Raw genomic sequence first — 25,066 nt, forward strand, 5'->3', positions numbered from 1 at the left:
GCTGCTGCCCGGCTAGGCCGGACTTGCATGCCATGGACGAGCAGCCGGCGGCCGGCCGCATCGCCCGCGCTTCGCGGCAGAGGCAGAGGCCCGGACTCGCGCCCCGCGAGCCGCCTGAGCGGAGCGCATCTCCCGCCGCTCCCTTCTCCCTAAGAGCGGCTACGAACTCTTGCTGCGCTCGCCGTCCGCTGCTTGCGGCGGCTCGGCCTCGTTCTTCGCGCCGTCGGGACGTCGCGGCAGCAGCGTCACCTGCCCCGGCTGCTCCAAGCCCCCCATCGCCAGGATGAACGTGCGCGCGAACTTCGGGTCCCACTGCGTGCCGCGGCCCTCCTCCAGAATTTCCAGCGCCTTGGCGGTCGGCATGCCCTTGCGGTACGGCCGGTCCGACGTCATCGCGTCATAGGCGTCGGCGACGGCGATGATCCGGCCCATGAGCGGGATCTCGTCGCCGCGCAGGCCGTCGGGGTAGCCCGTGCCGTCGTAGCGCTCGTGATGGGAGCGCACGCCCGGCAGGAAGGCCGCCATCGCTTCCTGCGGCTCCACCTGGCGCAGGATGTTCTCGCCCATGACCGTGTGCAGCTTGATCTGAGCGAACTCGTCGTCGGTCAGGTTGCCGTCCTTGAGCAGCACGCTGTCGCGGACGCCGATCTTGCCGATGTCGTGCAGCAGCGCCGTCTTGTTCAGCACGTCGAGCTGGTCGCCGCACAGGCCCTCGGCCCGGCCGATCATGAGCGCGTAGGAGGCCACCCGCTCGGAATGGCCGGCCGTGTACGGATCGCGGGCGTCCAGCGCCGCGGCGAGCGTCGAGAAGTAGCTTTGCAGCAGCTGCTCGTTCATGCGCTCCCGCTCGCCGAGCCCCTGCACCATATGATTGAATCCGTCGACGAGCCGCGAGAACTCGTCCGAGTACAGATCCGGCACGCGGACGGACAGGTTGCCCTTGCGCACGAGCCGCATCATCGTGTAGAGCTCCTCGATCGGCTGGCGCACGCTCTTGCCGAGCAGCCAGGCGGCGAAGGAGGCGAATCCGAGACTTATGAGCAGCACGAGCGCGCTCCACGCCCAGTAGCTGACGCTGGACTCGCCCCGTACGGACAGGCGGACTTGGGTCGACAGGACGAAGATCATGACCGGCAGCGCCCCGATGACGAATATGCTCGCCTGGAACTTGATCGGGATCGGGACGAGCACCTTGCCCCGCAGGCTCAGCTCCTCGGCTCCGGGCTCCGCGAAGCTCTTGATGTCGAGCAGCAGCGGGCGGATCGCCTGGGCGGTCAGGAAATATTCCACCATCGCATGCAGCGAGGCGATGAGCGCCGACGAGAGCGCCGCGATGACGAGGTAACCGTTCGGCACGGCGAGCCAGCCGAGCGGCCGGCAGGCCAGCGTCAGCAGCAGGGCCGGCAGCGTGAACCCGAGCAGATGCGGCCCCATGATGCGGCTCACCGCCAGAGCGGGCAAGCGATGGACGCGGAAATAGGCTTGGCGTATCGCAGATGCGTCCGGCTCGGCCATCCGGTACAGCGCCCGGACCGGCGCCACATGGCGCAGGAAGGCCGCTCCCTCGCACAGCAGCATGCAAGCGATGGACAACAGCAGGATGACGACGACGACGAGCGGCTGGCCCGGCTGCAGCTCGAGGCTCAGGCTGATGATCGCGCCTCCGACGCCGACGACGGCGAGCGCCGAGCCGATCAGGTAATTGCCGATCAGCCGATATAGGAATTGGTTATAAATAGGCATAGGACCTCGATTTCGAGTCTTTTCCTTCTTTATCGCCCTTCATTCCGTTTGTTGTTAGTTTTTGTCGAATAAAATCCTTTTTTGTCATGAAAATGCCTAAATTTAGCTCCGCTGGGGCATCAAGGGGCTCCGGATGCCTGAACGAAATGAAGCGGTCCGACCTTTTTCACATAAAATCCGCCCAAGCTGTTGCCCGTCTGCCGGTCCCGGCCGCGGTCGATGCCGTAGTAGCGCATGCCTCGATAGACGATGTCGGTCCGGTCGATGTCCGCCAGCAGCGCCGCCTCCGGCTGGACCCGCAGCAGCAGGTCGGCGCGGATCGCCAGCTGCGGCGACAGCAGCGTGCCGAAGGCCGCGCCTAGGCCGAGCAGCAGCGCCAGCACGATGAGGCGAGCCGCTCTTCCCTTCCGGGAGCCGTCGTTATCGGGCGTCCTCTCCAAGCCCGGCGCGTCCGAGAGACGCGATGGATTCCCCACGGCCCTGCCTCCTTCTCCTTTTCCATGAAAAGACGAGCCGCGATGGCGAAAAGCGCCGGCCTCGCGCCGCCGCGCTTCACCCGAGCAGCTTGCCGATGCCCATGAGCGCGCCGAGGCGGGAGCGCTTCTGCTCGCGGGCGACGTCGCGGTACGTGGCGAGCGCGATGCCGGCGTCCCGCAGCGCATAGAGGAAGTCGTCGTCCTGCAGCAGCCGGAACTCCCACACCCGCTTCTCCCACGAGGGCACGATGCGCTCCATGTCGCGGTCGGGCACGGCTGGATGCACGTACGTCTCCGTGATGCCCTCCGGCAGCTCGTAAAGCTTGGCGCACAGAATCGCCTTGAACGAGGCGTACGTCTCCCCCGGCTCCACATGGTACGGATGGCTGACGAGATAATCCGGGAGCGGCACCCCGAGCAGGTCGGCGAGCAGCACGACCTTGCCGAGCGTCTTCTCCGCGCCGGCGATCGACGCGAGGAAGGCGTCCTGCTCCCAGATGCGGCGGAACAGGCGGAACGGCAGGCGGCGGGCCGAGCATTCGCGCAGCGTCAGCTGCAGATGGCTGCGTCCGGTCGCAAGCCCGTACAGGCTGCCCATATGGTTGTCGGCATGCGTGATCCGCACGCCGGCGTCACGGACGGCGCGGAACTGCGCCTCCATCTCCCGCTTCACGTCGCGGGCTTCCGCCCGGCGCTCGAACGACTCCACGTCCGGATGGAGAAATCCCTCCGCGTCCTGCAGCGAGGCCGCTCCCGTGAGCGAGCCCCAGCGCCAGCCGGGGAACTCGCTCGTGAACGTCAGATGGGCGCCGATGCTGACGCGATCTCCTTGCCGGCGCGCCCACTGGGCCGCCTCGCGGAACGCCGGAGCGGGAGCCATGATCGTCGCCGAGCTGGCGAGCCCCTCTTCGAGCAGGGCGATGATTGCCTCGTTGGCGGCGCGGCACTGGCCGAAGTCGTCACAATTCAGGATGAGCCTCTTGCGGCTTGTCATGCGGTCCCTCCTCTTCTTCCCGGTACAACAAGGATATGGCGACGGATACGGCAAGCAGACCGACCGGCACGAGACTGATCAGCACGCGAAAGGCCAGCTCCGGATGCGGCCCGGGATCGGCGCCGCTCCGGTAGCCGAGCAGCAGGCCGACGACCCAGAACGCGACCGCGGACAGCAAGCCGCTCGAGCGGGTGATGAAGCCGCCGACGGCGGTGTAGACGCCCTCGCGGCGGCGTCCCGTGCGCTCGGCGTCGAGGTCGATGATGCGGCCGCTGAGCACGGCCGGCGTCACGAGGAAGCCGGCGAGGCCGAAGCCGATGCAGACGCCCGCGGCGATGCCGCCGCCGAGCCCCTGCGCGAACCAGAGCGGCACGGCGCTGACGCCGTAGGCCGCGAGCGCGAGCCGCCAGCTGCGCAGGCCGCCGAGCCGGCGGGCGATGACATACCAGACGGCGACGAGCGGAATGACCGGCACGAACACCGAGGCGAGCAGCAGCGACACCTGGCTTTCGGGAATACCGAGCGCATACTTGGCATAGAACGGAATCATGGAGCTGAGCAGCCCGTTCACCGTCTGGGCGAACGAGTTCGCGAGATGGAAGATCCAGAAGCTGCGGTTGGACAGCGTGACGCGGAACGCTTGGAGGAATGGCAGCGGAGGCTGGCTGCGGGACTGCGGCGGCTCGCGCAGATGGCGGAGGAAGGCGAGCATGCAGACGAGAAAGACGGCGGCGTAGACGAAGGACATGCCGCCGAAGCCGAGCCGCTGGAACAGCAGCGGCGTCGCCGCCGTCCCGATCAGGATCGCGAGCATCTGAAAGCCCTGCTGGACGGCGGACGCCTTGGCCCGCGCCGCCGCGCCGGCGAACAGCTCGGGCAGCAGCGCGCCGTAGTTGACCCAGATGACGGAGGAGGCCGTCTCGAACAGGACGAGCGCGGCGAGGAACCAGTAGAACAGCGCCAGGCCGCCCTCGGCGGCGGTCGCGGCGACGCCGTCCGGCACGGAGAACAGCCCGATGAAAACGGCGGCGAACGCCGGCAGCGCGCCGTACAGCCACGGCTTGCGGCGGCCCCAGCGGCTGCGCGTGCGGTCGGACCAGTAGCCGAGCAGCGGCTGGTTGACCGCGTCCCAGACGAGGTAGATCGTGCGGGCGAGCGTCGCCAGCCCGATGCCGAGTCCGAGCTTGTCGACATAGTAGTAGCTGTAGAACGATAAAAACGCCTGGCTCGGCACCATCATCGCCAGCATGCCGAGTCCGTACGTCCAGCTGGAGTTGATGCCTCGCCCCAGCCTCGCTTGTCCCGCTTCCGGCCGGCGGCCGGGCTGCGGCTGCGTTTCCGTCTGCATTCCGCTCTCCCCTTCGGGCCGGGCGGACGGCCGTTTCGGGAATCGGCGCGCCCGGCATGGAATTCGCAATCCGCAGGCGCTGTCGTTGGTGGTCCTTATGATTTCCGCGGCGTGGGGTCAATTCCTTCTTCAGTTCTAATTTATAATTATTATAAATAGATATTGACTATAAGATGAGAAACATGTAAAGTTGAAAACAAATCTCATTGAAGCCGGGGAACCGGGGAGAAAGGGGAACTCATTCATGAATCGACTGACGACGAACCAGGGGGTCCCGATCGGGGACAACCAGAACTCCAGGACGGCCGGCCCGAACGGCCCGACGCTGCTCGAGGACTACCAGCTGCTGGAGAAGCTGGCGCACTTCGACCGGGAGCGGATTCCGGAGCGGGTCGTCCACGCCCGCGGAGCCGGCGCGCACGGCGTATTCCGCACGGCCGCCAGCATGAAGCGCTGGACGAAGGCGGCTTTCCTGCAGGACGCCGGCACCGAGACGCCGGTATTCGTCCGCTTCAGCACGGTCATCCACGGCCAGCACTCCCCGGAGACGCTCCGCGATCCGCGCGGCTTCGCCGTCAAGTTCTACACGACCGAGGGCAACTACGACTTCGTCGGCAACAACCTGCCGGTGTTCTTCATCCGCGACGCGATGAAATTCCCGGACATGGTCCACTCGCTCAAGCCCGATCCGAGCACGAACATCCAGCATCCCGACCGCTACTGGGACTTCATGTCGCTGACGCCGGAGTCGACGAACATGCTGCTGCATCTGTTCTCCGACGAAGGCATCCCGGCCAATTATCGCGAGATGCGCGGCTCCGGCGTGCATGCGTTCAAGTGGGTGAACGAGCACGGCAACCGCGTCTACACGAAGCTGCGCTGGGTGCCCAAGCAGGGCGTCCGCAACCTGTCCGGCGACGAGGCGAGCGCGATCCAGGCGCATGACTTCAACCACGCGACGCGCGACCTGCAGGAGGCGATCAAGCGCGGCGACTTCCCCGAATGGGACCTGTTCGTGCAGATCCTCGATCCGGCGGACCTCGACTCGTTCGACTTCGATCCGCTCGATCCGACGAAGGACTGGTTCGAAGAGGACATCCCGTACGTGCATGTCGGGACGATGACGCTGAACCGCAACCCGGACAACGTCTTCGCCGAGACGGAGCAGGTCGGCTTCAACCCGGGCGTCGTCGTGCCGGGCATCGAGCCTTCCGAGGATAAGCTGCTGCAGGGCCGCCTGTTCTCCTACTCCGATACGCAGCGGTACCGCGTCGGCACGAACTACCTGCAGCTGCCGATCAACTGCCCGTTCGCCCAGGTGAGCAACAACCAGCGCGACGGCACCATGCAGCACGGCAAGCCCGGCGGCTCCGTCAACTACGAGCCATCCCGCCACAAAGACGCTCCCCAGGAGGATCCGGCATACGCGGAGCCGCCGGCGCCGCTCGCCGCCGGCGCGCAGGCCGGACGCCAGAAGATCGCCAAGACGAACGACTTCGGGCAGGCGGGCCAAGTATGGCGCCGCTACTCCGCCGCCGAGCAGGACGCGGTCATCCGCAACCTGTCGGGCGACCTCGCGCAGGCGGAGTCCAGCACGCAGCTGCGCGCCGTCTGCAACTTCTACCGCGCCGACGCCGACCTCGGCAAGCGGCTGGCGGGCGCGCTGGGCGTCGACCTGACGCCTTACCTGCAGCATCTGGGGTAAGGCGGAGGCAGGCCCGCCGCCTCGCTTCGACGGTCCCGTCCGAGGCGGCCGCCCCCCGGCCGCCCGGCGTTTCCATACCGCCGCCCCCTGAGGGGCTCCGTTCGCGGAGCCCCTCAGGGGGCGGCTTGTTTGGCTGAAACGGGTGGGATGAAACGAAGAAGAGCCCCTGCAAAGGGGCTTTCTTCTTGAATCAGCTTGCTTGGTAGGCTTCAAATCCCAGTACAAAAACACTTGACTCCAAGCTGAAAATTCCTCGCATATCGGGCGTGATTTCAAACGACTCCAGCTTCTCGTCGATTTCCTGTCGTCCATCCGGTTCAAAGGATATCCCAAATTGGGGATGAGACTTGCCATCTTCCGTTATACTCGCATCGCTCATGCCAGTGTCTAAAACGCGAACACGAGCACCCGCACCATAAACAACTTGCTGGTACTCCCAAGGAACACCCCCATCACTGCTCTGTTTTGTCCGAGTCTCGATGACTTGGGTGACCTCCAGTTTCAGCCGGCCAAACGTGAAGGTTCTGATCTCGCCGACTGGCGCAGAAGGCGTTGGCGACAGCGTCGGGATTTCGGTGGGTGACACCGTTGCCGTCGGTGTCGAGACGGAGCTTACTCGGGGGCTAGGGGGCGGCATTTCAGCGGGGGCTTCGTTCGTACAGCCCGTCAAGGCTGTCAGAATCATTCCGGTAACGAGCATCGGCAGCGGCGCTTTGGGGAAACGGTTCATGGCAGGTCCTCCTTTTCTGTAAAACACTTCATAGTACCCTCGCCAAGATCGGCGTGGGTACTATGACACTCATGTCACCGTGTTAGTAAAGTAGCTATATGCATATGAGCTTGCATTCGGATTGTTGTCTGGCTGATAAAATTTAGCCGGACCGAATGCCGCCTGAGATACTCCGGATCGAAGCATCCTAAACATCCACTGTACTGATGTTCCAGAGGACACCTTACCAGTAAAGTTGTAACTATAAACATCTCCCGACTTGTTCATGACTCCACCATCCGTCCAAGATCCCGCTGATGTACGATAATAAATTCTCACTTCTGAGAAGGATTCTTTAGTACCATCATTCCTAATATATGCAGTAAAAGAAGCGATGTTGCTGTTCCAGGCCACCACAGAATAAGCGTCAAGGTCTTTCCCTGAGCTCCAATTGGATGAAGACAAGTGCCTGTAGTTCACTTCATTTCTCAGCCATTTCAATCCACCCGATGTCGAACAAACTCCAAAATGAAGATGTGGAGGGACATCTCCTTGATTGCCGGATTTTCCTATTAAAGCCCCTTGACTTTTCTTCCCATCTGTCTCCCTGCTATTCATATGATAAAATCGAACATGATAATCCCCATCATCTTTAACATTATTATTATTTGCATCGACTAGGAAATCAATATCATACGAACCAGTAACAGTAATTCCGGTTGCCCACCCGTCATATGGAGCATAAACATTCGTATTTAATGCAGCTTGAAGATCCGCTCCGTTATGGGGATTTGTCCCACTCGACCGAGGTTGATTCCATTTGCTGTTCACTGCCGCAAAGCCTGCAGATGAAGAATTTGAAAGAGGAGAGTTGAAATTCACGATAGACGGCGGCGTATTTCCGAAAACGATGCTATAATCCGCAGCAAAAACACCAGCCGGGAAAATAAAAGTAACTAAAACAAAAGAGAGCATCATTATCGTTAATTTCTTGTATCTCATTTCTCAACACCTTCTTCTAACAAATTGTTTTCAGTATCGGCTCATTTTTCTGTCGAATTGACCACAGCGCTTGAAAAGCTGCTTCCTGTTTGCGTTTCTACAACTGCTGTTTCATCATTAAGCCATTGGAAACGAATGATATTCCCTTTGACAGACCGCTTGTTCTGCAACGAACTGGAGAGCAGCTTTTGTGTTTTCGTCGACAATTCAACCATCATGACATCTTCAACCCCGACCGAAGGATCGTCTCCATAACCGATCGCAACTTGGGTTCCCGATGGCGAAAATCGGGGTTCTCCATCAAGATATCCAGAAATTTCAGAAATTTCAGTGAGGATTCCCTTTGATAGATCGACACTACTCACCGTCGCAGTCGAAGTCGAACTGCCCTCTTCATGACTGGATATGACGATTTTCCCATCCTGAACCGCACTTATGCGCAGATTCGGCACTTTCGGAACATCGAGCGCAATAATCGACTTGTCATACACATCTATTGCACGAGTGTCGGCGAGAGCCCCTACCACAACATCGCGATCTGAGATGAACCCTAGGATATCATTGTTCACAGAAGGCGGAACTAGTTGGCTCTCTTTTCCTGAATCAAGATCAATTGCCCATATTGATGTCTCATCAAGCCTTGTGCTGTCACGATTCGTCCGATAAACGACTTGCTTGCCATCGGGGCTAATCATAACACTACTGACCCAGAGCAGGTATGCATCCGGATGAAGCTTCGTCAATTCTTGGCCGATTTGTTGCCGGTCTTTGCCCGAATATGTGTCTGCTGTGATTTTTTTTGCGCTCAGAGCAATCGGATCAATCTTCCAAATCCCCGCATCCGTATAGATGATATAGATATTCTTTTCACTGTCGGAGACAAAATCAAAAGGCTGATTTCCCCATTCAGATGGGAATACAAAGGTGTCCTTGCCGATACTCGCTTTATAAAACAAACTTTTGTATTCGCCATTCGATTCATCCGCGATAGAAATCGTAAACGGCGTCTTCTCGATTTCGATTGGAGTCGAACCAACCAGAGAAAGTGCTCTCATATGCTCCTCAATAAATCGTTCACGCACTTCGACTAAATTGTCTATCCCCGGTACTTCCTGGCCTTGCGCATCTACAATCCCGTTAGGGTAAAGAATGCTCATCATTTTCGAATACTCGTTACTACCAATGGAGTCAACCAGAAGAGAAGAGCCGCTCTCTCCCCTCATGACTTTACTGATCTGTCCTTCATAAGGAACAGCTTCCAGCTGATATGGATCAGGCCCATTTGGTGCTGATGCTTGTATGATATGGGAAGTTGCAGCACCGACAAGGATAAGCGCACTTGTCAAAACGATTGTTATCGTCGATTTTTTCATGATCTGAATCTCCTTTTCCTGCGCTCGCAACGGATGGAACGACCACAGAGCGCATGTTTCTGTTTTTAATCTGTCCTGACAGAAAGTCGCAAGAACCTCCCTTACTCGATTTACTTGTCCCTCCTTTTCGATTCGGCTATTCTTTATCGTGCCGTGGAAGAATAGGGATGAGCTTTCCTCTCAACGTCTTTTCGCAACCATAAGTTACAATTTAAATCAAAAAAAAGCAATACTCCTATAGATCTATACTTTTTACAAGGAATGTCATAATTCGACGAATGGCCTAGTTGTCGCCGCCATAGCAGATCACGTATACGTCTAACCAAAGCCTCTCTGGCGTTCCTCATTCGCGAAGCGTGCCATGGCGGCTTGTTTTCTGAAACCAAGGGACAGGCTGAATCGTATAGGGGAAGAACTATGTCCGCCGGCGGACGCCCTTCGAGAGGATGGTTTTGTGGAAGCCTGGATAACGGAGATCATGGATCGCTTCGGCTACTTCGGCGTTGGATTCCTGATCGCGATTGAAAATCTGTTCCCGCCTATTCCGTCCGAGGTCATCCTGACCTTCGGCGGCTTCATGACCGCCCGCACGAGCATGACCGTCGTCGGCGTCATCATCGCCGCGACGCTCGGCTCGGTCATCGGTGCCGTCATCCTGTACTACATCGGCGCGTGGCTGAACGCGGAGCGCCTGGAGCGGATCGTCGCGCGCTGGGGCCACATCCTGCGCCTCAAGCCCGAGGACGTCCGCAAGGCCGACGCCTGGTTCGACCGCTACGGCCCGTGGGCCGTGCTGCTCTGCCGGCTCGTGCCGCTCGTGCGCAGCCTCATCTCGATCCCGGCGGGCATGTCCGGCATGAGCTTCCCGCTGTTCCTGCTGCTGACGACGATCGGCTCGCTCATCTGGAATACCGTGCTCGTCTCCGTCGGCGCTTCCGTCGGCGAGTCGTGGGAAACGATCGTCGGCTACATGGACATCTACTCCAACATCGCGTACGCGCTGATCGCGCTCGGCGTGCTCGCGGGCGCGTTCTGGTTCTACCGCAGCCGCCGCAAGGCAGGGCGCTGAGGCCGCCAGGCAAGCCGCGCGGAGCTGGGGCGGCTCTCCAAGCCGCAACGAGCCATGAAGCCACGAAGCAGCCAAGCAGGCGCAACAAAGCCCCGTTCCCGGATCTTGTCCGGCGAACGGGGCTTTTTCCTTACTCCGTGCCGATCGTCATGCCTTGCTCCCTCAGCATGCGGCGATAGGCGATGGCGACGCGGTCGGAACGCAGATGCAGCTCGGCCTGCAGATCGAGCGGCAGCAGCTCGGGCTTCTGCGCCTCGACGATGACCTTGTCCTGAGCGAGCAGCGTATTCTGAAAGTCGATGAACACCTGCTCCGGCACGTTCGGCGAGTAGTTGCGCAGCTGCAGCATGAAGGCGGTGCAGGCGGTCGCCGTCTCCGGCAGGACGATCAGGAACAAGTGGAATTCCTCGTCGGAACCGCTGCTGCGCTTGACGAGCTTGACGCAGGTCGGACCGAAGATCTCGTAGACATACCGGCTCTCGACGCCGACTCCCCGCCCGTCCGGGTCGGGCTGGTAGACGACGATCTCGTCCGTAAACAGCGCGTCCTCGCGCCGATGCACGCCGTAGTCGTTGATTTCCGCATGGCGGCTGTCTCCGAGCAGGCCTTCGTGGACGAACATCAGATGCGAGACGTCGAGGAAGTTCTCGACGACGCGAGGCGCCGCGGCCTGCACCGGATAAGGGCCCATCCAGACCGGGATCAGCGCCGGGTCGACCTTGCCCTGCAGCGGCAGCCGCTCCGGCTCGGCCTCGCCGAGGCACACCCAGACGAAGCCGCCTTCTTCCCGGCAGCGGTACGCTTCGGCCCGCGCCTTGGACGGAATCGGCTGGCGCGGCGGCAGCGATGGGATGCAGACGCATGCCCCGCCGCCGTCATAGCGCCACCCGTGATAAGCGCAGACGAGCTCGCCCCGGTCGACCTTGCCCAGCGACAGCGGCACTCCGCGATGGATGCACAGGTCCTTGAGCGCGTGGACGCCGCTGCCGCTGCGGAACAGGACGAGCTTCTCTCCCAGGACCGTGACCGGATAGGGACGGTCCGTCACGTCGCGCGCGAGCGCGGCCGGATGCCAGCAGGCCGTCAGTACGGGATCTTCCAGCCTCATTCATTTCCTCTCCTTTCACCCCTCCGCCTACTGCGGGATCGTTCCCTCGATGCCCTCGACGAACCACGTCATGCCCAAAATGTCCTCGACCGTCATCGCGCCGCCCTCCGGCACCCGCTCCGCCCCGCTCTGGTCGCGGATCGGACCAGCGAACACGTCGAAGCTCCCGGCAAGGATCTCCTGCTTCTTCTCCTCCGCCAGCGCCTTCACGTCCTCCGGCACGTTCTTGCCGAATGGAGCGATGTCGGTGATGCCGTCGGCCATCGAGCCGAAGTAGCTTCCGCTCTGCCAGGTGCCGTCGATGACCGCCTTCACCTGCTCCACGTAGTACGGCCCCCAGCGCCAGACCGGGTTGGAAATGTACGTCTCGGGCGCGTAGCGGCCCATGTCGGAATCGTTGCCGATGCCCCAGACGCCGCGCTCGGCGGCCGCCTGGATGCTCGCCGGCGAGTCCTGGTAGGCCGCCAGCACGTCGACGCCCTTGTCCAGCAGGCTGACCGCCGCCTGGCGCTCCGTCGCCGGGTCATACCAGGTATTGCTCCAGACGACGGACAGCTTGATGTCCGGATTGACGCTCTGCGCGCCGAGCGCGAAAGCGTTGATCGTATAGATGACCTCAGGGATCGGATAAGCGCCGACATAGCCGAGATGGTCGTTCTTCGTCATCTTGCCGGCCGCCATGCCGACCAGATAAGCGCTTTGATACTCCTTGCCGAGGTATGTGCCGAGGTTGTCCGCCGTCTTGTAGCCGCTCGCGTGCATGAACTTGACGTCGGGATGGCGCTTCGCCACATTGACCATCGCGTCCATATAGCCGAAGCTCGTGCCGAAGACGACGTCGTGGTTCTGGGCCAGCTCCTCGAACACGCGCTCGGCGTCCGCCCCTTCCGGCACGTTCTCGACGGTCGTCGCCTCGATGCCCAGCTCCTTTTCCATCATCAGTCGCCCCTGGTCATGCTCGTACGTCCAGCCTCCGTCCCCGGGCACGCCGAGATAGACGAACGCGACGCGCGGCTTGGCGATGCCGCCGCCTGCCGGGGCGGGAGAAGCGCCCGCCGGCTCGCCTGCGCTCGGGACCGACGTCGGCCCCGCCCCCTCGTTCGCCGCTCCGCCTCCGCCCGAGCACGCTCCCAGCACCAGCAAGATCGCAAGCATGCCGGCCGTTCCGAAATGCCCCCATCTTCTCCCCACTTGCATCTCTCCCCCTGACCGTTCTTGCGGAGAGTATAGAGATGAAGATAGGTTGATGTCAATATATATTACACAATACGGTGCCGAAGGATGAAAAAAGCGCGGATCCGAGGATCCACGCTTGTTCGATGTTATCTTTCCTCGCTCGTGATTCGCTTCGCATAGGAACCAGGCGTCATGCCGACGACCGCCTTGAAGTCGCGGATCAGATGGGCCTGGTCGAAATAACCGAGCTCCAGCGCGAGCGACGCCCAGTCCGGGTCGCCGCTGGCGAGGCCCATCGTCTCGTGCAGCCGGTACCGTCGGATGACCGCCTGCGGCGTCATGCCGATGTAGGCGCGGAACAGCCGCTGCAGGCTGCGCGGCGACAGCCCCCAGCGCGCGGCCACCTCCCGGGCGCTGCGCTGGCTGCGGTCGAGCTGGATGCCGGTGACGATGCGATCGGCCAGCTGTGCGGACGGATCGGGCGCTAGCGAGGCCGAGCCGGACGGAGCCCGCTTCGAGTGATCCGTTCCGGGCGCGGCCGATCTGGACGGAGCCATCTTGGACGGATCCGTTTCGGGCGCGGCCCCCAGGGAGGCCGGGGCGAAGGAAACCGAACCGGACGGGACAGGGGCCGGCGGGGCGGATGCTGGCGTAGGGTCGGATGCCGGGTCGAATGTCGGGTCCGGCGTAGGGTCGGACGTCGGGTCGGGCTCGGGGTCGGATGGCGGGTCGGACGTCGGGTCGGGCTCGGGGTCGGATGGCGGGTCGGATGTCGGGTCGGACGTCGTGCGGAAGCAGGGCAGCGTTCCGGGCTCTGCCAGCCGCTCGGCCCAGAACGCATCGACGAGCGCCGCTCGGCGGCTGGAATCCGGCTCGGCGAAGACGGCGCGCTCCAGCTCCAGCACTCCGGGGCCAAGCACCTGCTCCGCCGGCAGCCGCCGGCCGGCCAGCTCGCCGGGATCGCGGTCCAGCCAGCGGCGGAACAGTCCCGGGCGGAACAGCATGCCGAGCACCTCGTCCCGCCCCTCGAGCCGCTGCTGCGAGCGTTCGGCTCCGGCGACGCTGACGACCGAACGGCCGGGCTGCAGGACGACGTTGACCGTCGGATGCTCCAGCACCTCCTGCGTGTGGACGGCGCCCGGCGGCAGATTCCATTCGATGAGCCAATAATGGCGGATATAGGCCGCCGCCGGCCCTTGCGGCAGCAGCCGCTGCAGGCGGAAGCTCTGCGCCGCCGCCCGCGGCTCGAAGATGGCGCGGTTGTTGAGCGGCAGCAGCTCGCGATCGTCCATGGTCCGACCTCCTTTTCCTTATTATGGCGAATCGGCAGGACGCCCGTCCAGAAAGAAAAGCCGAAAAAGCCCAGGCGCCCCGCAAGGAGGCCCTGGACTTCTCGAATGTAGGAACGCCACGCTCAGTCGCCCCGCCGCGAGGAGGAGCTGGGTATGCGCAGCTCCGCCCGGTACTTGGCGACGGTGCGCCGCGACAGCGGGATGCCGAGCTCCGCCAGCCGCTCCGCGAGCTGCTGGTCGGACAGCGGCCGCTCGCGGCACTCGGCCGCGACGAGCTCGGCGAGCCGCTGCTTGGCGGCGGCGGCGGACACCTCCTCGGCCGCTCCGCCCCGGCCGAGCGCGGCGCTGAAAAACGCCTTGAGCGGATAGGTGCCGAGCGGCGTCCGCACCTGCTTGCCGGACACGGCGCGGCTCACCGTCGACTCGTGCAAGCCGAGCCGCAGCGCCACGTCCGCGAGCGTAAGCGGCCGCAGCGCCGGCCAGCCGCGCTCCAGGAACGCGGCCTGCTCCTCAAAGACGGCGCGCACGACCCGCGCGAGCGTCTCCCGCCGCTGCTCCAGCCCGCCGATGAGCGCGCGCGCCGCGCGGCGGCAGCTCTCCACGTAGGCGTACGCCTCGTGGCCGCGGGCAACGGCCGCGAGCGGGCCGGAGCCGATATCGGCGAGCGACAGCCGCGGCTCCCAAGCGGCGGCCAGCTCGACGAGCAGCTCGCCGGCCGCGCCCTGGCGGACGAGGGCGTCGGGCACGACCGCCTGCGTCCGGCCGGCTGCTCCGGCCGCCAGCCGCTGGCCGGGCCGCGGGTCGAGGCGCAGCAGCGCTCGGCGCGCCTCTTCGAGCTGCGCGCGGCTAAGGCCGGTGCCGGCCGCGATCTCCTCCCAGCGGCGGGCCGCCAGCTGGGGCAGCCAGCGCGCGGCGAGCTCGCGCGCCCCGGGAGCCGGCTCCGGCTCCCGGTCCAGCTGCAGCAGCAGGCATTCGCGCAGGTCCCGCGCGCCGATGCCGGCCGGCTGCAGCGACTGCAGCAGCCGCAGCGCCGCCTCGGCCTCGGCGGCGGAAAGGCGCAGCCGCTCCGCCGCTTCCGCGAGCGGCAGCGCCAGCCAGCCGCTCTCGTCGAGGTTGCCGGCGAGCCAGGCGGCGGCGCGGCGGAGAGGCGCGGGGGCGCCGCTCAGCCGCAGCTGCGCGATCAGCTCGGCTTCGAGCGTGGGCGGCGCGGCGGCGGCGCGCTCGAGCGGATCGGCGGCCGAGGCGTGGCCGCGGCCGCCCAGGCGGCGCGAGGCCGCGGGCTCGCGGATCTCAAGCAGCGGATTGTCCGCGGCGAGCTCGCGCACGGCGCGGTCGAGCTCGGCCGCGGGCAGCGCGAGCAGCGCCAGCGACTGGCGCATCTGCTGCGTGAGCGCGAGCTTCTGCCGCTGCTCCTGGCGGAGCAGCGCCTGAGGCTGCAGGACGGGTCCCGGCATGGCGGCGGCCTCCTTGGGCGGTTTTATTCAGTATACCGCGCGCGGGTCGCGGCGCGGGATTACATTTTTTCGGAGACGAGCTTCGCCTGGGTGAACAGCAGCAGGTAGTCGCGGCCGCCGGCCTTGGAGTCGGTGCCCGACATGTTGAAGCCGCCGAACGGATGCACGCCGACGAGCGCGCCGGTGCACTTGCGGTTGAAGTACAGGTTGCCGGCGAAGAATTCGCGGCGAGCCTGCTCCAGGCGGCTGCGGTTGCGGGAGATGACGGCTCCCGTCAGGCCGTAGTCGGTGTTGTTGGCGATCTCGAGCGCTTCGTCGAACGTGGACGCTTTGATGAAGGCGACGACCGGCCCGAAAATCTCCTCCTGCGCGAGCCGCGCTTCCGGAGCGATGTCGGCGAAGATCGTCGGCTCGATGAAGAAGCCCTTCTCGTCGCCTGTGCCGCCGCCGTGCACGAGACGGCCTTCGTTCTTGCCGATCTCGATATACTCCTGGATCTTGGCGTACGCCTTGTCGTCGACGACCGGTCCGAGGTTCGTGCCGCGCTCGGCCGGATCGCCCAGCGTCAGCTTGGCGGTGCGCTCGACCACCTTGGCCAGCACCTCGTCGTACACGTCCGCATGGACGATCGCGCGCGAGCAGGCGCTGCACTTCTGACCGGAAAATCCGAACGCCGACGCCGCGATCGCATCCGCCGCCAGCTCCAGATCGGCGTCGGCGTCGACGACGATCGAGTCCTTGCCGCCCATCTCGGCGATGACGCGCTTGATCCATTTCTGGCCCGGCGCGGTCTTGGCGGCCCGCTCGTTGATGCGCAGTCCGACGTCGCGCGAGCCGGTGAAGCTGATGAAGCGGGTCAGCGGATGCTCGACGAGGAAGTCGCCCACCTCGGAGCCCGGACCCGGCAGGAAGTTCACGACGCCGGCCGGCACGCCGACCTCCTCCAGCAGCTCGACGAACTTGGCGGCAATGACCGCCGTCGGGCTCGCCGGCTTGAGCACGACGGTGTTGCCGGAGACGAGCGCGGCCGTCGTCATCCCGGCCATGATGGCGAGCGGGAAGTTCCACGGCGGGATGACGATGCCGACGCCGAGCGGGATGTAGTACAGCTCGTTGTCTTCGTCCGGGATGCGGGTGAGCGGCTGCGGCTCGCTCAGGCGCAGCATCTCGCGGGCGTAAAATTCCATGAAGTCGATCGCCTCGGCCGTATCGGCGTCGGCTTCGGCGCGGTTTTTGCCGGACTCGACCGTCAGCCACGCGGAGAACTCATGCTTGCGGCGGCGCATGACGGCAGCGGCCTTGAACAGGTAGCCCGAGCGCTCCTTCGCGCTCGTGTGGCGCCACCAGCCGAACGTCTCGTAGGCGGTGCGGATCGCTTTCTCGGCCAGCTCGCGGTCGGCCTGGTGGACGACGCCGACGACCTCGGCCTTGTCGGCCGGGTTGATCGAGTCGAGCGTGCGCCCGGTCTCGATCGCCTCGCCTCCGATGACGATCGGGTACGTGCGGCCCAGCTGCCCGCGGACGGCGGCCAGCGCGGCCTCGTAGGCGGCGCTTTCCTCTTCCTTGCTGAAATTCGTGAACGGCTCGTTGGCATATTCCATTCTCATGCGAATTCATCCTCCTCGGAAAGGTCTCCTTGGCCCTCGCTGCTGACCGGGGCTCTTCGCCGTAAAAGATAAGCAAGAATCGTGCCACTAATCCGGGCTCCGATATAGCGGGCGGAGCCGGCTGGAGGAGGTTGGCCTCGGAAGTCCGGGCTGGCGTACAGAGGCGCCAGCCTTGGACAGCCAGGTTAGCCTCGGAAATCCGGGCTCCGATATAGCAGGCGGAGCCGGCTGGAGGGCGTTAGCCTCGGAAATCCGGGCTCAGTAACTCGATTTCTTCGACTTAATGTCCGCCAAGCGCCCACTTCAATGCCCAGTAACTCGATTTCTTCGTCTTGCCGCCCGCCGGATGCCCTCACACGACCCGAGTTACTCGGTTTTTCCGCGTATCTCCCCCATCCGGACGCACATCCGACCCCAGTTACTCGGTTTTTCCGCGTATCTCCCCTATCCGAACGCACATCCGACCCGAGTTACTCGGTTTTTCCGCGTATCTCCCTCATCCGGACGCACATCCGACCCGAGTTACTCGGTTTTTCCGCGTATCTCCCCCATCCGGACGCACATCCGACCCCAGTTACTCGGTTTTTCCGCGTATCTCCCCCATCCGGACGCACATCCGACCCCAGTTACTCGGTTTTTCCGCGTATCTCCCCCATCCGGACGCACATCCGACCCGAGTTACTCGGTTTTTCCGCGTATCTCCCCCATCCGGATGCACATCCGACCCCAGTTACTCGGTTTTTCCGCGTATCTCCCCCATCCGGATGCACATCCGACCCCAGTTACTCGGTTTTTCCGCGTATCTCCCCCATCCGGACGCACATCCGACCCGAGTTACTCGGCTTTTCCGCGCAACTGCCTCTTCCGGCTGTGCATCTGCCCCGTTCCATTGCCCAGCCCCATCCGCAGCCAGCTCATCCGCATTCCGCCGCGCTGCCCTGACTTCCTCCAAGCAGCCCGCGCGCCGCCGCGGCGCGTGCCGGCCAAGCCGCCAGAAACCGCCGTGGCGCCAGCGCCCTGGATGCCATAGCCTATACCGTTGGCATGAATATTGCTACTACAACTCCCTAAGAACGCCATTATCCGCATATAAAGGGGAAGGATCACTATGGACATCGGCTCCGAGCTGTACCGCAAGACGCTGCTCACGATTTCCGGCAATTCGCTCGTCGAGAAGCTGACGCTCAAATACGGCGGCAAGCTCGCCGCCAAATTCATCGCCAGCCAGGAGCTGGACGGCGCGCTCCAGGTCATCGGCGACCTGAACCGCAAAGGCATTATGGTCACGCTCGACCATCTCGGCGAAGGCATCCGGGCGCTGAGCGAAGCCTCGGGCTATCGCGAGGAATACATCCGCCTCGTGCGCGGCATCGAGCAGGCCGGCGTCAACTCCAACGTGTCGCTCAAGCCGACGCAGATGGGGCTGGCGCTCGATCCAGAAGCCTGCTACGCCAACATCCGCGCCGTCGTGCGCGAAGCGGCCGCCTCAGGCAACTTCGTGCGCATCGACATGGAGGACTCGCCCTACACGCAGGCGACGATCGACATGGTCAAGAGGCTGCACGGCGAAGGGCTGACGAACGTCGGTACCGTCATCCAGGCGTACCTGCGCCGCACGCAGGCCGACGTCCGCGACCTGATCCAGAGCGGCGTCAACCTGCGGCTCGTCAAAGGCGCCTACAAAGAGCCCGCCGAGGTCGCCTATCAGAAGAAGTCCGAGGTCATCGACAACTTCAAGGCGATCATCCGCATGCACCTCGACCAAGGCGTCTACACCGCCATCGCCTCCCATGACGACACGATCATCCGCTGGGTGCGCGAGTACGCCTCCGCCAACCGCATCGGCCAAGACAAGTTCGAGTTCCAGATGCTGTACGGACTGCGCATGAACGAGCAGGCGCGCCTCGCCTCCGAGGGCTACCGCGTCCGCTGCTACGTCCCTTACGGCAAGATGTGGTACCCCTACTACACGCGCCGTCTCGCGGAGAAGCCAGCCAACCTGATGATGGTGCTGCAGAACATGTTCCGTTGAAAAATGCCGCCCGCCCCGCAGCGGCCGGCGCAAGCCGCAGCTCCCGAGGAGCGGCCCGCCCGGCGGGGCCGCTTCTTTTTTCCGACAAAGCCCTTCCGCTCGGCTATTTTCGGCGGAAGGGCTTTTCGCATGCAGGAATCGTGTCTAATGTGTCTAATTTTATAGACATAATTGTCTGCCTATTCATACACTTATTAGACACCCCCATCGACGAGGAGGAACCAACGATGAAGCTGAACCTCCCCCGCTTGATCGAGCTGCCCCAGACGAGTTATGCGCTCGCGGAATGGCCGGAGCAGCCGCCGGATCGTCCCCTGTTCCGCCAGGAGACAGACGGGAGCTGGAGCTGGCTGCCCGAAGCGCTTGCGAGCCTGCCCGACCGGCTTGCAGCCGCCCTGCCCGCGTCGGCGTTCCCCGCATCGCTGCGGCTGGACGAGCTGCCGCCGCTGCCGGACGGCTGCCCTTGGCTGCTGCTGCTGGACGAAGGCGGCCAGCCCTGCGGCTGCGTCTCTGCGACTGCGGCGCTTGAGGAGCTGCGCCAGTCGTTCCGGCGGCTGAGGGCCGGCTTCGAGGCGACGCTGGAGACGGTCGACAGCGCGATCACGGTCATCAACGCCGACAGCGAGGTAATCGCCTGGACCGGCGAGGCGGAGCGGATGTTCGGCATCCGCCGGGAGGAGATCATGGGGCGTCCGGCGGATGCTTTTTTCCAGAAAGAACGGCTCCAAGTGCTGCGCGCGCTGACGACCGGCGAGGTGCTGCAGGGGGCGCAGCATCAGCCGCGGCCCGACATGCACGCCGTCATCCACGCCCGTCCGATCGAGCTCGGCGGCGAGCGCATCGGGGCGGTGGCGGCCGAGCAGGACATCACGTCGCAGATCCGCCTGAACCAGCAGCTGTTCCGGATGACAGCCAAGATGCAGCATCTCGAGCGCAAGGTCGAGCGGCTCGACCCGAGCGGCGCCGACCCGTTCTCGGCGATCCGGGGCGGCAGCCCGGCGGTGCGGGCCTCCGTCGAGACGGCGCGCAAGCTCGCCTCCGCCAAGGCGCCCGTGCTGCTGCTCGGCGAAAGCGGCGTCGGCAAGGAGCTGTACGCCCGTGCGATGCACGATGCCGGACCGGGGCCGGAGACGCCTTTCATCGCGATCAACTGCGGAGCGATCTCGCCGACGCTGTTCGAGAGCGAGCTGTTCGGCTACGAGCGCGGCGCCTTCTCCGGCGCGGATCCGCGCGGCCGCAAGGGCAAGCTCGACCTGGCGGCGGGCGGCACGCTGCTGCTCGACGAGGTCGGCGAGATGCCGCTGGAGCTGCAGGTGAAGCTGCTGCGGGTGCTGCAGGAAAAGACGTTCTACGCCGTCGGAGGCACGACGCTGCGTCGCGCCGACTGCCGCATCCTCGCGGCGACGAACCGCGATCTGCTGGCGATGATTGCGGACGGCCGCTTCCGCGAGGATCTTTACTACCGGCTGAGCGTCGTCACGCTCGACATCCCGCCGCTGCGCGAGCGCACCGGGGATGTGTACGAGCTGCTGCCCGCGTTCCTCAGCGAGTTCGCCCTGCTGTACGGCCGCTTCATCGAGGCTTGTCCGCATGAGGTCGTGCAGCGGCTCGCCGCCTACGACTGGCCGGGCAACATCCGCGAGCTGCGCGGCGCGGCCGAGCGGCTCGTGCTGCTCGCGACCGACGGCGTCATCCGGCTGGAGCATCTGCCGCCTCGGCTGCTGCAGAACGCGGCGCGCCAGAGCAGCGGCACGGGCGGAAAGAGCGCTCGCAGCGCCGCGACGCCCGACCGCCTCGGCTGGGCCGGCACGTCGGAAGCCGCTGGCGGGGCTGCCTTCGGCGAGCAAGTCTTCGGGGGGCCAGCCTCGGGCAGCGCCGCTTCCGGCGGGCCTGCCTACGGGGCTGTTCCCGGCAGCGCAGCTTCCAGCGAACTCTCCGTCGACGGAGCTGCTCTAGGCAGGCCGTTCTCCGCCGGACCTGCTCCTGGCGGGGCTGCCCACGGCTACGGCAATGGAAGCCAGCCGTTCCCTCCGGCTCGCTGGCCCGACAGCCCGGAAGACTACGAGCGCGAGCGCATTCGCCGGCTGCTCGAGGCTGAGCGCGGCAACAAAAAAGCGGTTGCCCGCCAGCTCGGAATATCGCGAGCGACGCTGTACAACCGCATGAAAAAGCTGGGCATGCCCCTATAGGCAGACGCTGCAAGAAAAAACCGATCTGCGAGCGGCTGCCTTTTGGTCGAGGACGGTCGAGGCGACCGCCCCCAGGCTGGCGACGGTCAAAATTCGCTGCCCGAGGAGACGGCCCACCGCTGAACTCGCCCTCAAGCGGATCGATGAACCCCGCAGAAGCAGCCCGGAATGATCGGTTGCCGCTCGAAAACGGATCGAGAAGCTTCTTTGCCGCGGCTGAATCTGCTTGCTGCAGCCGGCAGCCGCGCCTCCAGCCCCCCATTGCCTTGCCGCGGTCAGGGAAAGCCGCCTCATTGACGCGGCTTCAACCTTTACGACGCGTCAGACGCTTAGAAGCTCATTTGGCCTGCTTTCGCGGCGCTAACGATTCCTCACGCGCTTAGATGTCCCGATGCGCGTGTTTCGGCCATGTTTCGGCGGCTTTTGCCGCTCTAAGCGTTTCATCCGTCGTTAGATTTTCAATGGGGCCGCTTGAAGCCCTCTAACGAGCTGATTCGTCGCAAGCTTTCGCGGCGGCAAAGCCTCCCTGTCGAGGTGTCCGCCTGCCGCGACAGCGTGCCCGCTTTCGCGCATTGCGCTCGCCTACTTTCACTGCAACCGCCTGCCTGCATCGCGCTCGCCAGCTCTACCAGCTCATCAGCAGCCGCTCGATGTCCCGCTCGTCGAGCACCCGTCCGATCTCCACCTGCATGCATTGCAGCTCGGTCACGGCCTTGACGCCATGGCGCGAGCCGGGAGGAAACCGCATGACGCTGCCCGGTCCGATCGGGTAGATCTCGTCCTCGAGCATGAAGCGCCCCTCGCCGGAGAGCACGGTCCACACCTCTTCCTTGCCTTCATGCAGATGGTAGCTCGTACACTTGCCCGCATGGACGGCGACGCGCCGCGTCAGCACCTGGCCGCCGCCGCTCAGCCGGTCGATCTCCAGCGTGCGGCAGCTGCCCCAGCGCTTCTCCTCCTGCATCGGCAGTCCGGGCAGCTCGCGAAGCGCTTCCTTGATCCGGTCGGAGTGCTCCTTGCTCGCGACCAGGATTCCGTCGGGACTCGCAGCCACGACCGCGTCGGAGATGCCGATGACGTGGATCGGGCAGCCCAGCTCGTTGATGAGATGGGTGTTGCGGGCGCCGGCCGATACGGCTCCCGGCCCCAGCTGCGCCTCGCCGAGCTGGCTGAGGAACGTGCTCCAGCTGCCGAGATCCTTCCAGCTGCCGGCATAACGCAGCACGAGGCTGCGGGAGGCTTTCTCCGCCAGCTCCTGATCGAAGCTTTTCTCGCTCCATTCGTCGTAGCCCCGCAGCAGCTCCGGCAGCGAGGACGGATATCCCCTCGCCTGAAGCTGACCGAGCAGCCACCCTAGGCGAAAGACGAAGACGCCGCTGTTCCACAGCCCGCCCTGCTTGATCAGCCTCGTCGCCGCCGGCGGATCGGGCTTCTCCGCGAAGCGCCCGACCGGCAGCCAGCCCGCGCCCGCTCCGTCTGCGCCTGCGTCCGCGCCAGGCGGCGCCGCATTCCTGCCCGCTCTCGCGCCGTTTCCGCCTGCATCCGCGTCCGGCCGCGCTGCGCTCCTGCCAACTCCCGCTCCGTCTGCACCTGCATCCGCGTCCGGCCGCGCTGCGCTCTTGCCAACTCCCGCTCCGTCTGCGCCTGCATCCGCGTCCGGTCGCGCCGCTCTCTCGCCCGCTCCCGCTCCCGCGCCAGCGTCCGTCATGCCGCCGAACTTCCGGCCGCCGGCCGCCGCACGCCGCTTCGGCCGGCGGGGGCGGGGCTCGCGGATCGGCACGATGTAGCCGTACTGCGCCGAAGGATGCGTCGGCTCGGTGCCGATCATGCCGAGGTCCGCGCCGCGGGCGAGCGCCTCCGGCAGCCGCCGCAGCAGCGCAAGGAAGTCCGCCTCCACGAACAGGTCGACCGGCAGCACGCACACTGCCTCATCCTCCGGCGCGCGGCCCGGACCGGCCAGATAGGCGGCGCCGAGCGCCGCCGCCGTGAACGTGCCGCGCTTGGCCGGCTCCTCCACGATCGGCACGTCCGCTCCGGCATGGGCGCGCGTAATCTCGGCCTGGCTGCGATGGGTCACGATGACCGCTCCCTCCAGCAGCCCCTCCTCCCGCAGCTGGCGGCACAGCCGCTGCATCATCGACTCGAGGGTGCCGTCCGGTGCGGGCAGCAGCTTCAGGAACAGCTTCGACCGAATCTCGTTGGACAGCGGCCACAGCCGCTTGCCCGAGCCTCCGGACAATAGGATAAGTCTCACTTCCGTCTCGTTCTCCTCTCCTTGGCGTCTGCCGGAGCGCTCCCGCTCCCGCGCGGCGCCCGCCGGCGCTGTCCGCGCAGCGCGGCCGAAACAAAGCCTGGCGGATCGGCCTCGCCGCTCTCCCGCGAAGCGGCCGCGCCGCCCCGCGGCGGCTGCGTCCCGATCCTCTCCAGCGCTTGCCGCAGCTGCCGTCCCGCCGCTTCCCAGCTCCAGCTCTTCATGTCCTGGCAGCCCTGCCGGCCCTTACGCCGACAAAGCGCGACGTCCCGGCTCGCGGCGCGCAGCTGCCGCTTCAGCCCGGCCAGATCGGCCTCGGCCCACAGCTGCCCCTCCTGCGCGAACAGGCCGCCGAACCGGCGCGAGATCGCGCCGGCTCCCTTCATGCTTTCCGCCGGCTTCCGCAGCTTGTAAGGAACGGCGAACGAATTGCCGTCCGTCAGGAAGTCGCTCTGCCCGCCCCAGCGGGGCGCGATGACCGGCACGCCGCTCGCGAGCGCCTCCATGAACGGCATGCCGACGCCTTCTCCCCGTGTCGGCAGCACGAAGGCGTCCGCCGACGCGTACAGCCCCAGCAGCCGACGCTCGCCGATATGGCCGGCGACGATGTGGATCGGCGCGGGCCGATGCGACAGGCGCAGCGAAGCCACGTAGCGGCGGATCGCCCGCTCTGCCCCCGCCGAGCCGCCGGCTTCCCGCCAGCCGCTCGTCTTGATGACGAGCAGCACGGAGTCCTTTTCGCTGAACTCCTCCGCGTAGGCGCGCAGCAGCGCCTCCGGATTTTTACGATGCTGAAAGCTGAACACCGAAAGGAAGACGAAGCGCCCCTCCGCTCCAGACAGCGCGGCTTTCGGCCTGCCCGGCCGGAACCGCCGCGTGTCCACCCCGTGCGGCACCCGGTACACCGGCACGCTGACGCCGCTGTCCTTCATCGCCTGCACGTTGTGCCGCGACGGCACGAGCACCGCATCGTAGCGGTTGATCGTCCTGCGCCACTGGGACGGGATGCGCGACGTCTCCCAGACGGCGTTGAGCACGACCCGTCCGTAGCCGGCCCGGCGCGCCCGATCCGGATCGAGCGTATGCGGCGGATAATGGTACACGAGCATCCGGCGGGTCCCCGGAGCAAGCCGGCCGGCGGCAGGCTGCCCCATGGCCGCCGAAGCGTTCACCGGCAGGCCGGCCCCGCGCAGCGCGCGCACATAGCTCCGGCTCGCTCCGCCCAGTCCGCCGGCGCGGCCGAGCGGGCCGCGCCAGTCGACGGACCAGCCGGAGCGGCGGGCTTGCGGCGAGCGGCCCCGCCCTGGCGCGGCGTGTCCGGCCCGGCCGCTGCCGCGCGGCTTCATCGGCGGCCGCCCCCGCCTCGCCGCACGGCGGCGCAAGCGGCAAGCCTCGGTCCGGCAAAGGCCGGCGGCCGACGCTTCGCCGCCCCGCCGCGCAGGAAAGCCGTTCTGCCCGCGTCATCGGCGCGTCCGCTTCCGCCGAGCGTGCGCCGAGCTGAGCCGGCTCCGGCCGGCGCTTCGATCCGGCGCGCGGAC

Annotated in this window: 18 protein-coding genes; 4 read left to right on the plus strand and 14 right to left on the minus strand. The window is 65.0% G+C overall.

Annotated features, from left to right (window positions below):
• Positions 1-159: 159 nt before the first annotated feature.
• The 4 genes from NYE40_RS23080 to NYE40_RS23095 all read right to left on the minus strand — a co-directional run bounded on the left by NYE40_RS23080 (position 160) and on the right by NYE40_RS23095 (position 4,462).
• On the minus strand, positions 160-1,743 hold the full coding sequence (locus NYE40_RS23080) for an HD domain-containing phosphohydrolase (protein WP_084137209.1): 1,584 nt from the start codon (positions 1,741-1,743) through the stop codon (positions 160-162).
• A gap of 119 nt (positions 1,744-1,862) precedes the next feature.
• Complete coding sequence (locus NYE40_RS23085) at positions 1,863-2,219, minus strand: hypothetical protein (protein WP_028598853.1); 357 nt, start codon at positions 2,217-2,219, stop codon at positions 1,863-1,865.
• A 76-nt stretch (positions 2,220-2,295) separates the two neighbouring features.
• A complete protein-coding gene (locus NYE40_RS23090; protein WP_028598852.1) occupies positions 2,296-3,213 on the minus strand; it encodes a polysaccharide deacetylase family protein in 918 nt (305 codons plus the stop codon).
• Positions 3,179-4,462, minus strand: a complete 1,284-nt coding sequence (locus NYE40_RS23095) for an MFS transporter (protein ID WP_052333261.1) — start codon at positions 4,460-4,462, stop codon at positions 3,179-3,181. The genes NYE40_RS23090 and NYE40_RS23095 overlap by 35 nt, the downstream gene beginning before the upstream one ends.
• A gap of 343 nt (positions 4,463-4,805) precedes the next feature.
• Between NYE40_RS23095 and NYE40_RS23100 the strand changes: the two genes are divergently transcribed.
• Positions 4,806-6,266, plus strand: coding sequence for a catalase (locus tag NYE40_RS23100; protein ID WP_028598850.1), 1,461 nt, complete (start codon positions 4,806-4,808; stop codon positions 6,264-6,266).
• Between the two features lie 190 nt (positions 6,267-6,456).
• On the opposite strand, the gene NYE40_RS23105 is transcribed toward NYE40_RS23100, so the two are convergent.
• The 3 genes from NYE40_RS23105 to NYE40_RS23115 all read right to left on the minus strand — a co-directional run bounded on the left by NYE40_RS23105 (position 6,457) and on the right by NYE40_RS23115 (position 9,350).
• Positions 6,457-6,996, minus strand: coding sequence for a hypothetical protein (locus tag NYE40_RS23105; protein WP_028598849.1), 540 nt, complete (start codon positions 6,994-6,996; stop codon positions 6,457-6,459).
• 69 nt (positions 6,997-7,065) lie between these two features.
• Positions 7,066-7,977, minus strand: coding sequence for a M23 family metallopeptidase (locus NYE40_RS23110; RefSeq protein WP_084137206.1), 912 nt, complete (start codon positions 7,975-7,977; stop codon positions 7,066-7,068).
• Positions 7,978-8,018: 41 nt separating this feature from the next.
• Complete coding sequence (locus NYE40_RS23115; protein ID WP_127464548.1) at positions 8,019-9,350, minus strand: hypothetical protein; 1,332 nt, start codon at positions 9,348-9,350, stop codon at positions 8,019-8,021.
• A 454-nt stretch (positions 9,351-9,804) separates the two neighbouring features.
• On the opposite strand from NYE40_RS23115, the gene NYE40_RS23120 reads away from it, so the two are divergent.
• Positions 9,805-10,419 (plus strand): DedA family protein, encoded by a 615-nt coding sequence (locus NYE40_RS23120; RefSeq protein WP_028598847.1) that lies wholly within the window; start codon positions 9,805-9,807, stop codon positions 10,417-10,419.
• A 130-nt stretch (positions 10,420-10,549) separates the two neighbouring features.
• Here the strand turns inward: NYE40_RS23120 and NYE40_RS23125 are convergent, their stop codons facing one another.
• The 5 genes from NYE40_RS23125 to pruA form a co-directional block, all read right to left on the minus strand.
• Positions 10,550-11,527 (minus strand): aromatic ring-hydroxylating dioxygenase subunit alpha, encoded by a 978-nt coding sequence (locus NYE40_RS23125; protein ID WP_028598846.1) that lies wholly within the window; start codon positions 11,525-11,527, stop codon positions 10,550-10,552.
• Between the two features lie 27 nt (positions 11,528-11,554).
• Positions 11,555-12,718 (minus strand): BMP family ABC transporter substrate-binding protein, encoded by a 1,164-nt coding sequence (locus NYE40_RS23130; protein ID WP_228551759.1) that lies wholly within the window; start codon positions 12,716-12,718, stop codon positions 11,555-11,557.
• 131 nt (positions 12,719-12,849) lie between these two features.
• Complete coding sequence (locus tag NYE40_RS23135; RefSeq protein WP_052333212.1) at positions 12,850-13,995, minus strand: helix-turn-helix domain-containing protein; 1,146 nt, start codon at positions 13,993-13,995, stop codon at positions 12,850-12,852.
• Positions 13,996-14,117: 122 nt separating this feature from the next.
• Entirely contained in the window at positions 14,118-15,449 is a 1,332-nt protein-coding gene (gene rpoN / locus NYE40_RS23140; protein WP_339279027.1) for an RNA polymerase factor sigma-54, read from the minus strand.
• A gap of 59 nt (positions 15,450-15,508) precedes the next feature.
• Positions 15,509-17,056: an L-glutamate gamma-semialdehyde dehydrogenase gene (gene pruA / locus NYE40_RS23145; protein ID WP_028598843.1), complete on the minus strand. Its 1,548-nt coding sequence runs from the start codon at positions 17,054-17,056 to the stop codon at positions 15,509-15,511.
• A gap of 1,108 nt (positions 17,057-18,164) precedes the next feature.
• On the opposite strand from pruA, the gene NYE40_RS23150 reads away from it, so the two are divergent.
• Together NYE40_RS23150 and NYE40_RS23155 are read left to right on the plus strand one after the other, a co-directional pair.
• Positions 18,165-19,088 carry a proline dehydrogenase family protein gene (locus NYE40_RS23150; protein ID WP_028598842.1) on the plus strand — a complete coding sequence of 308 codons (924 nt, stop codon included), beginning with the start codon at positions 18,165-18,167 and terminating at the stop codon, positions 19,086-19,088.
• Between the two features lie 227 nt (positions 19,089-19,315).
• Positions 19,316-21,277, plus strand: coding sequence for a sigma 54-interacting transcriptional regulator (locus NYE40_RS23155; protein WP_101807558.1), 1,962 nt, complete (start codon positions 19,316-19,318; stop codon positions 21,275-21,277).
• Between the two features lie 625 nt (positions 21,278-21,902).
• Here the strand turns inward: NYE40_RS23155 and NYE40_RS23160 are convergent.
• Positions 21,903-23,531 (minus strand): sugar phosphate nucleotidyltransferase, encoded by a 1,629-nt coding sequence (locus NYE40_RS23160; RefSeq protein WP_101807557.1) that lies wholly within the window; start codon positions 23,529-23,531, stop codon positions 21,903-21,905.
• Entirely contained in the window at positions 23,528-24,874 is a 1,347-nt protein-coding gene (locus tag NYE40_RS23165; protein WP_101807556.1) for a glycosyltransferase family 4 protein, read from the minus strand. Before NYE40_RS23165 ends, NYE40_RS23160 begins: the two co-directional genes overlap by 4 nt.
• Positions 24,875-25,066 lie beyond the last annotated feature (192 nt).

The sequence above is a fragment of the Paenibacillus sp. FSL W8-1187 genome, from assembly GCF_037965485.1.
Lineage (GTDB): Bacteria > Bacillota > Bacilli > Paenibacillales > Paenibacillaceae > Paenibacillus_O > Paenibacillus_O pasadenensis.

Excerpts from the sequence above, each read along its gene's own strand:
- NYE40_RS23080 (WP_084137209.1), bottom strand. The coding sequence starts at position 1,743 with ATGCCTATTTATAACCAATTCCTATATCGGCTGATCGGCAATTACCTG.
- NYE40_RS23090 (WP_028598852.1), bottom strand. The coding sequence starts at position 3,213 with ATGACAAGCCGCAAGAGGCTCATCCTGAATTGTGACGACTTCGGCCAG.
- NYE40_RS23095 (WP_052333261.1), bottom strand. The coding sequence starts at position 4,462 with ATGCTGGCGATGATGGTGCCGAGCCAGGCGTTTTTATCGTTCTACAGC.
- NYE40_RS23100 (WP_028598850.1), top strand. The coding sequence starts at position 4,806 with ATGAATCGACTGACGACGAACCAGGGGGTCCCGATCGGGGACAACCAG.
- NYE40_RS23105 (WP_028598849.1), bottom strand. The coding sequence starts at position 6,996 with ATGAACCGTTTCCCCAAAGCGCCGCTGCCGATGCTCGTTACCGGAATG.
- NYE40_RS23110 (WP_084137206.1), bottom strand. The coding sequence starts at position 7,977 with ATGAGATACAAGAAATTAACGATAATGATGCTCTCTTTTGTTTTAGTT.
- NYE40_RS23115 (WP_127464548.1), bottom strand. The coding sequence starts at position 9,350 with ATGAAAAAATCGACGATAACAATCGTTTTGACAAGTGCGCTTATCCTT.
- NYE40_RS23125 (WP_028598846.1), bottom strand. The coding sequence starts at position 11,527 with ATGAGGCTGGAAGATCCCGTACTGACGGCCTGCTGGCATCCGGCCGCG.
- NYE40_RS23135 (WP_052333212.1), bottom strand. The coding sequence starts at position 13,995 with ATGGACGATCGCGAGCTGCTGCCGCTCAACAACCGCGCCATCTTCGAG.
- rpoN (WP_339279027.1), bottom strand. The coding sequence starts at position 15,449 with ATGCCGGGACCCGTCCTGCAGCCTCAGGCGCTGCTCCGCCAGGAGCAG.
- pruA (WP_028598843.1), bottom strand. The coding sequence starts at position 17,056 with ATGAGAATGGAATATGCCAACGAGCCGTTCACGAATTTCAGCAAGGAA.
- NYE40_RS23150 (WP_028598842.1), top strand. The coding sequence starts at position 18,165 with ATGGACATCGGCTCCGAGCTGTACCGCAAGACGCTGCTCACGATTTCC.
- NYE40_RS23155 (WP_101807558.1), top strand. The coding sequence starts at position 19,316 with ATGAAGCTGAACCTCCCCCGCTTGATCGAGCTGCCCCAGACGAGTTAT.
- NYE40_RS23165 (WP_101807556.1), bottom strand. The coding sequence starts at position 24,874 with ATGAAGCCGCGCGGCAGCGGCCGGGCCGGACACGCCGCGCCAGGGCGG.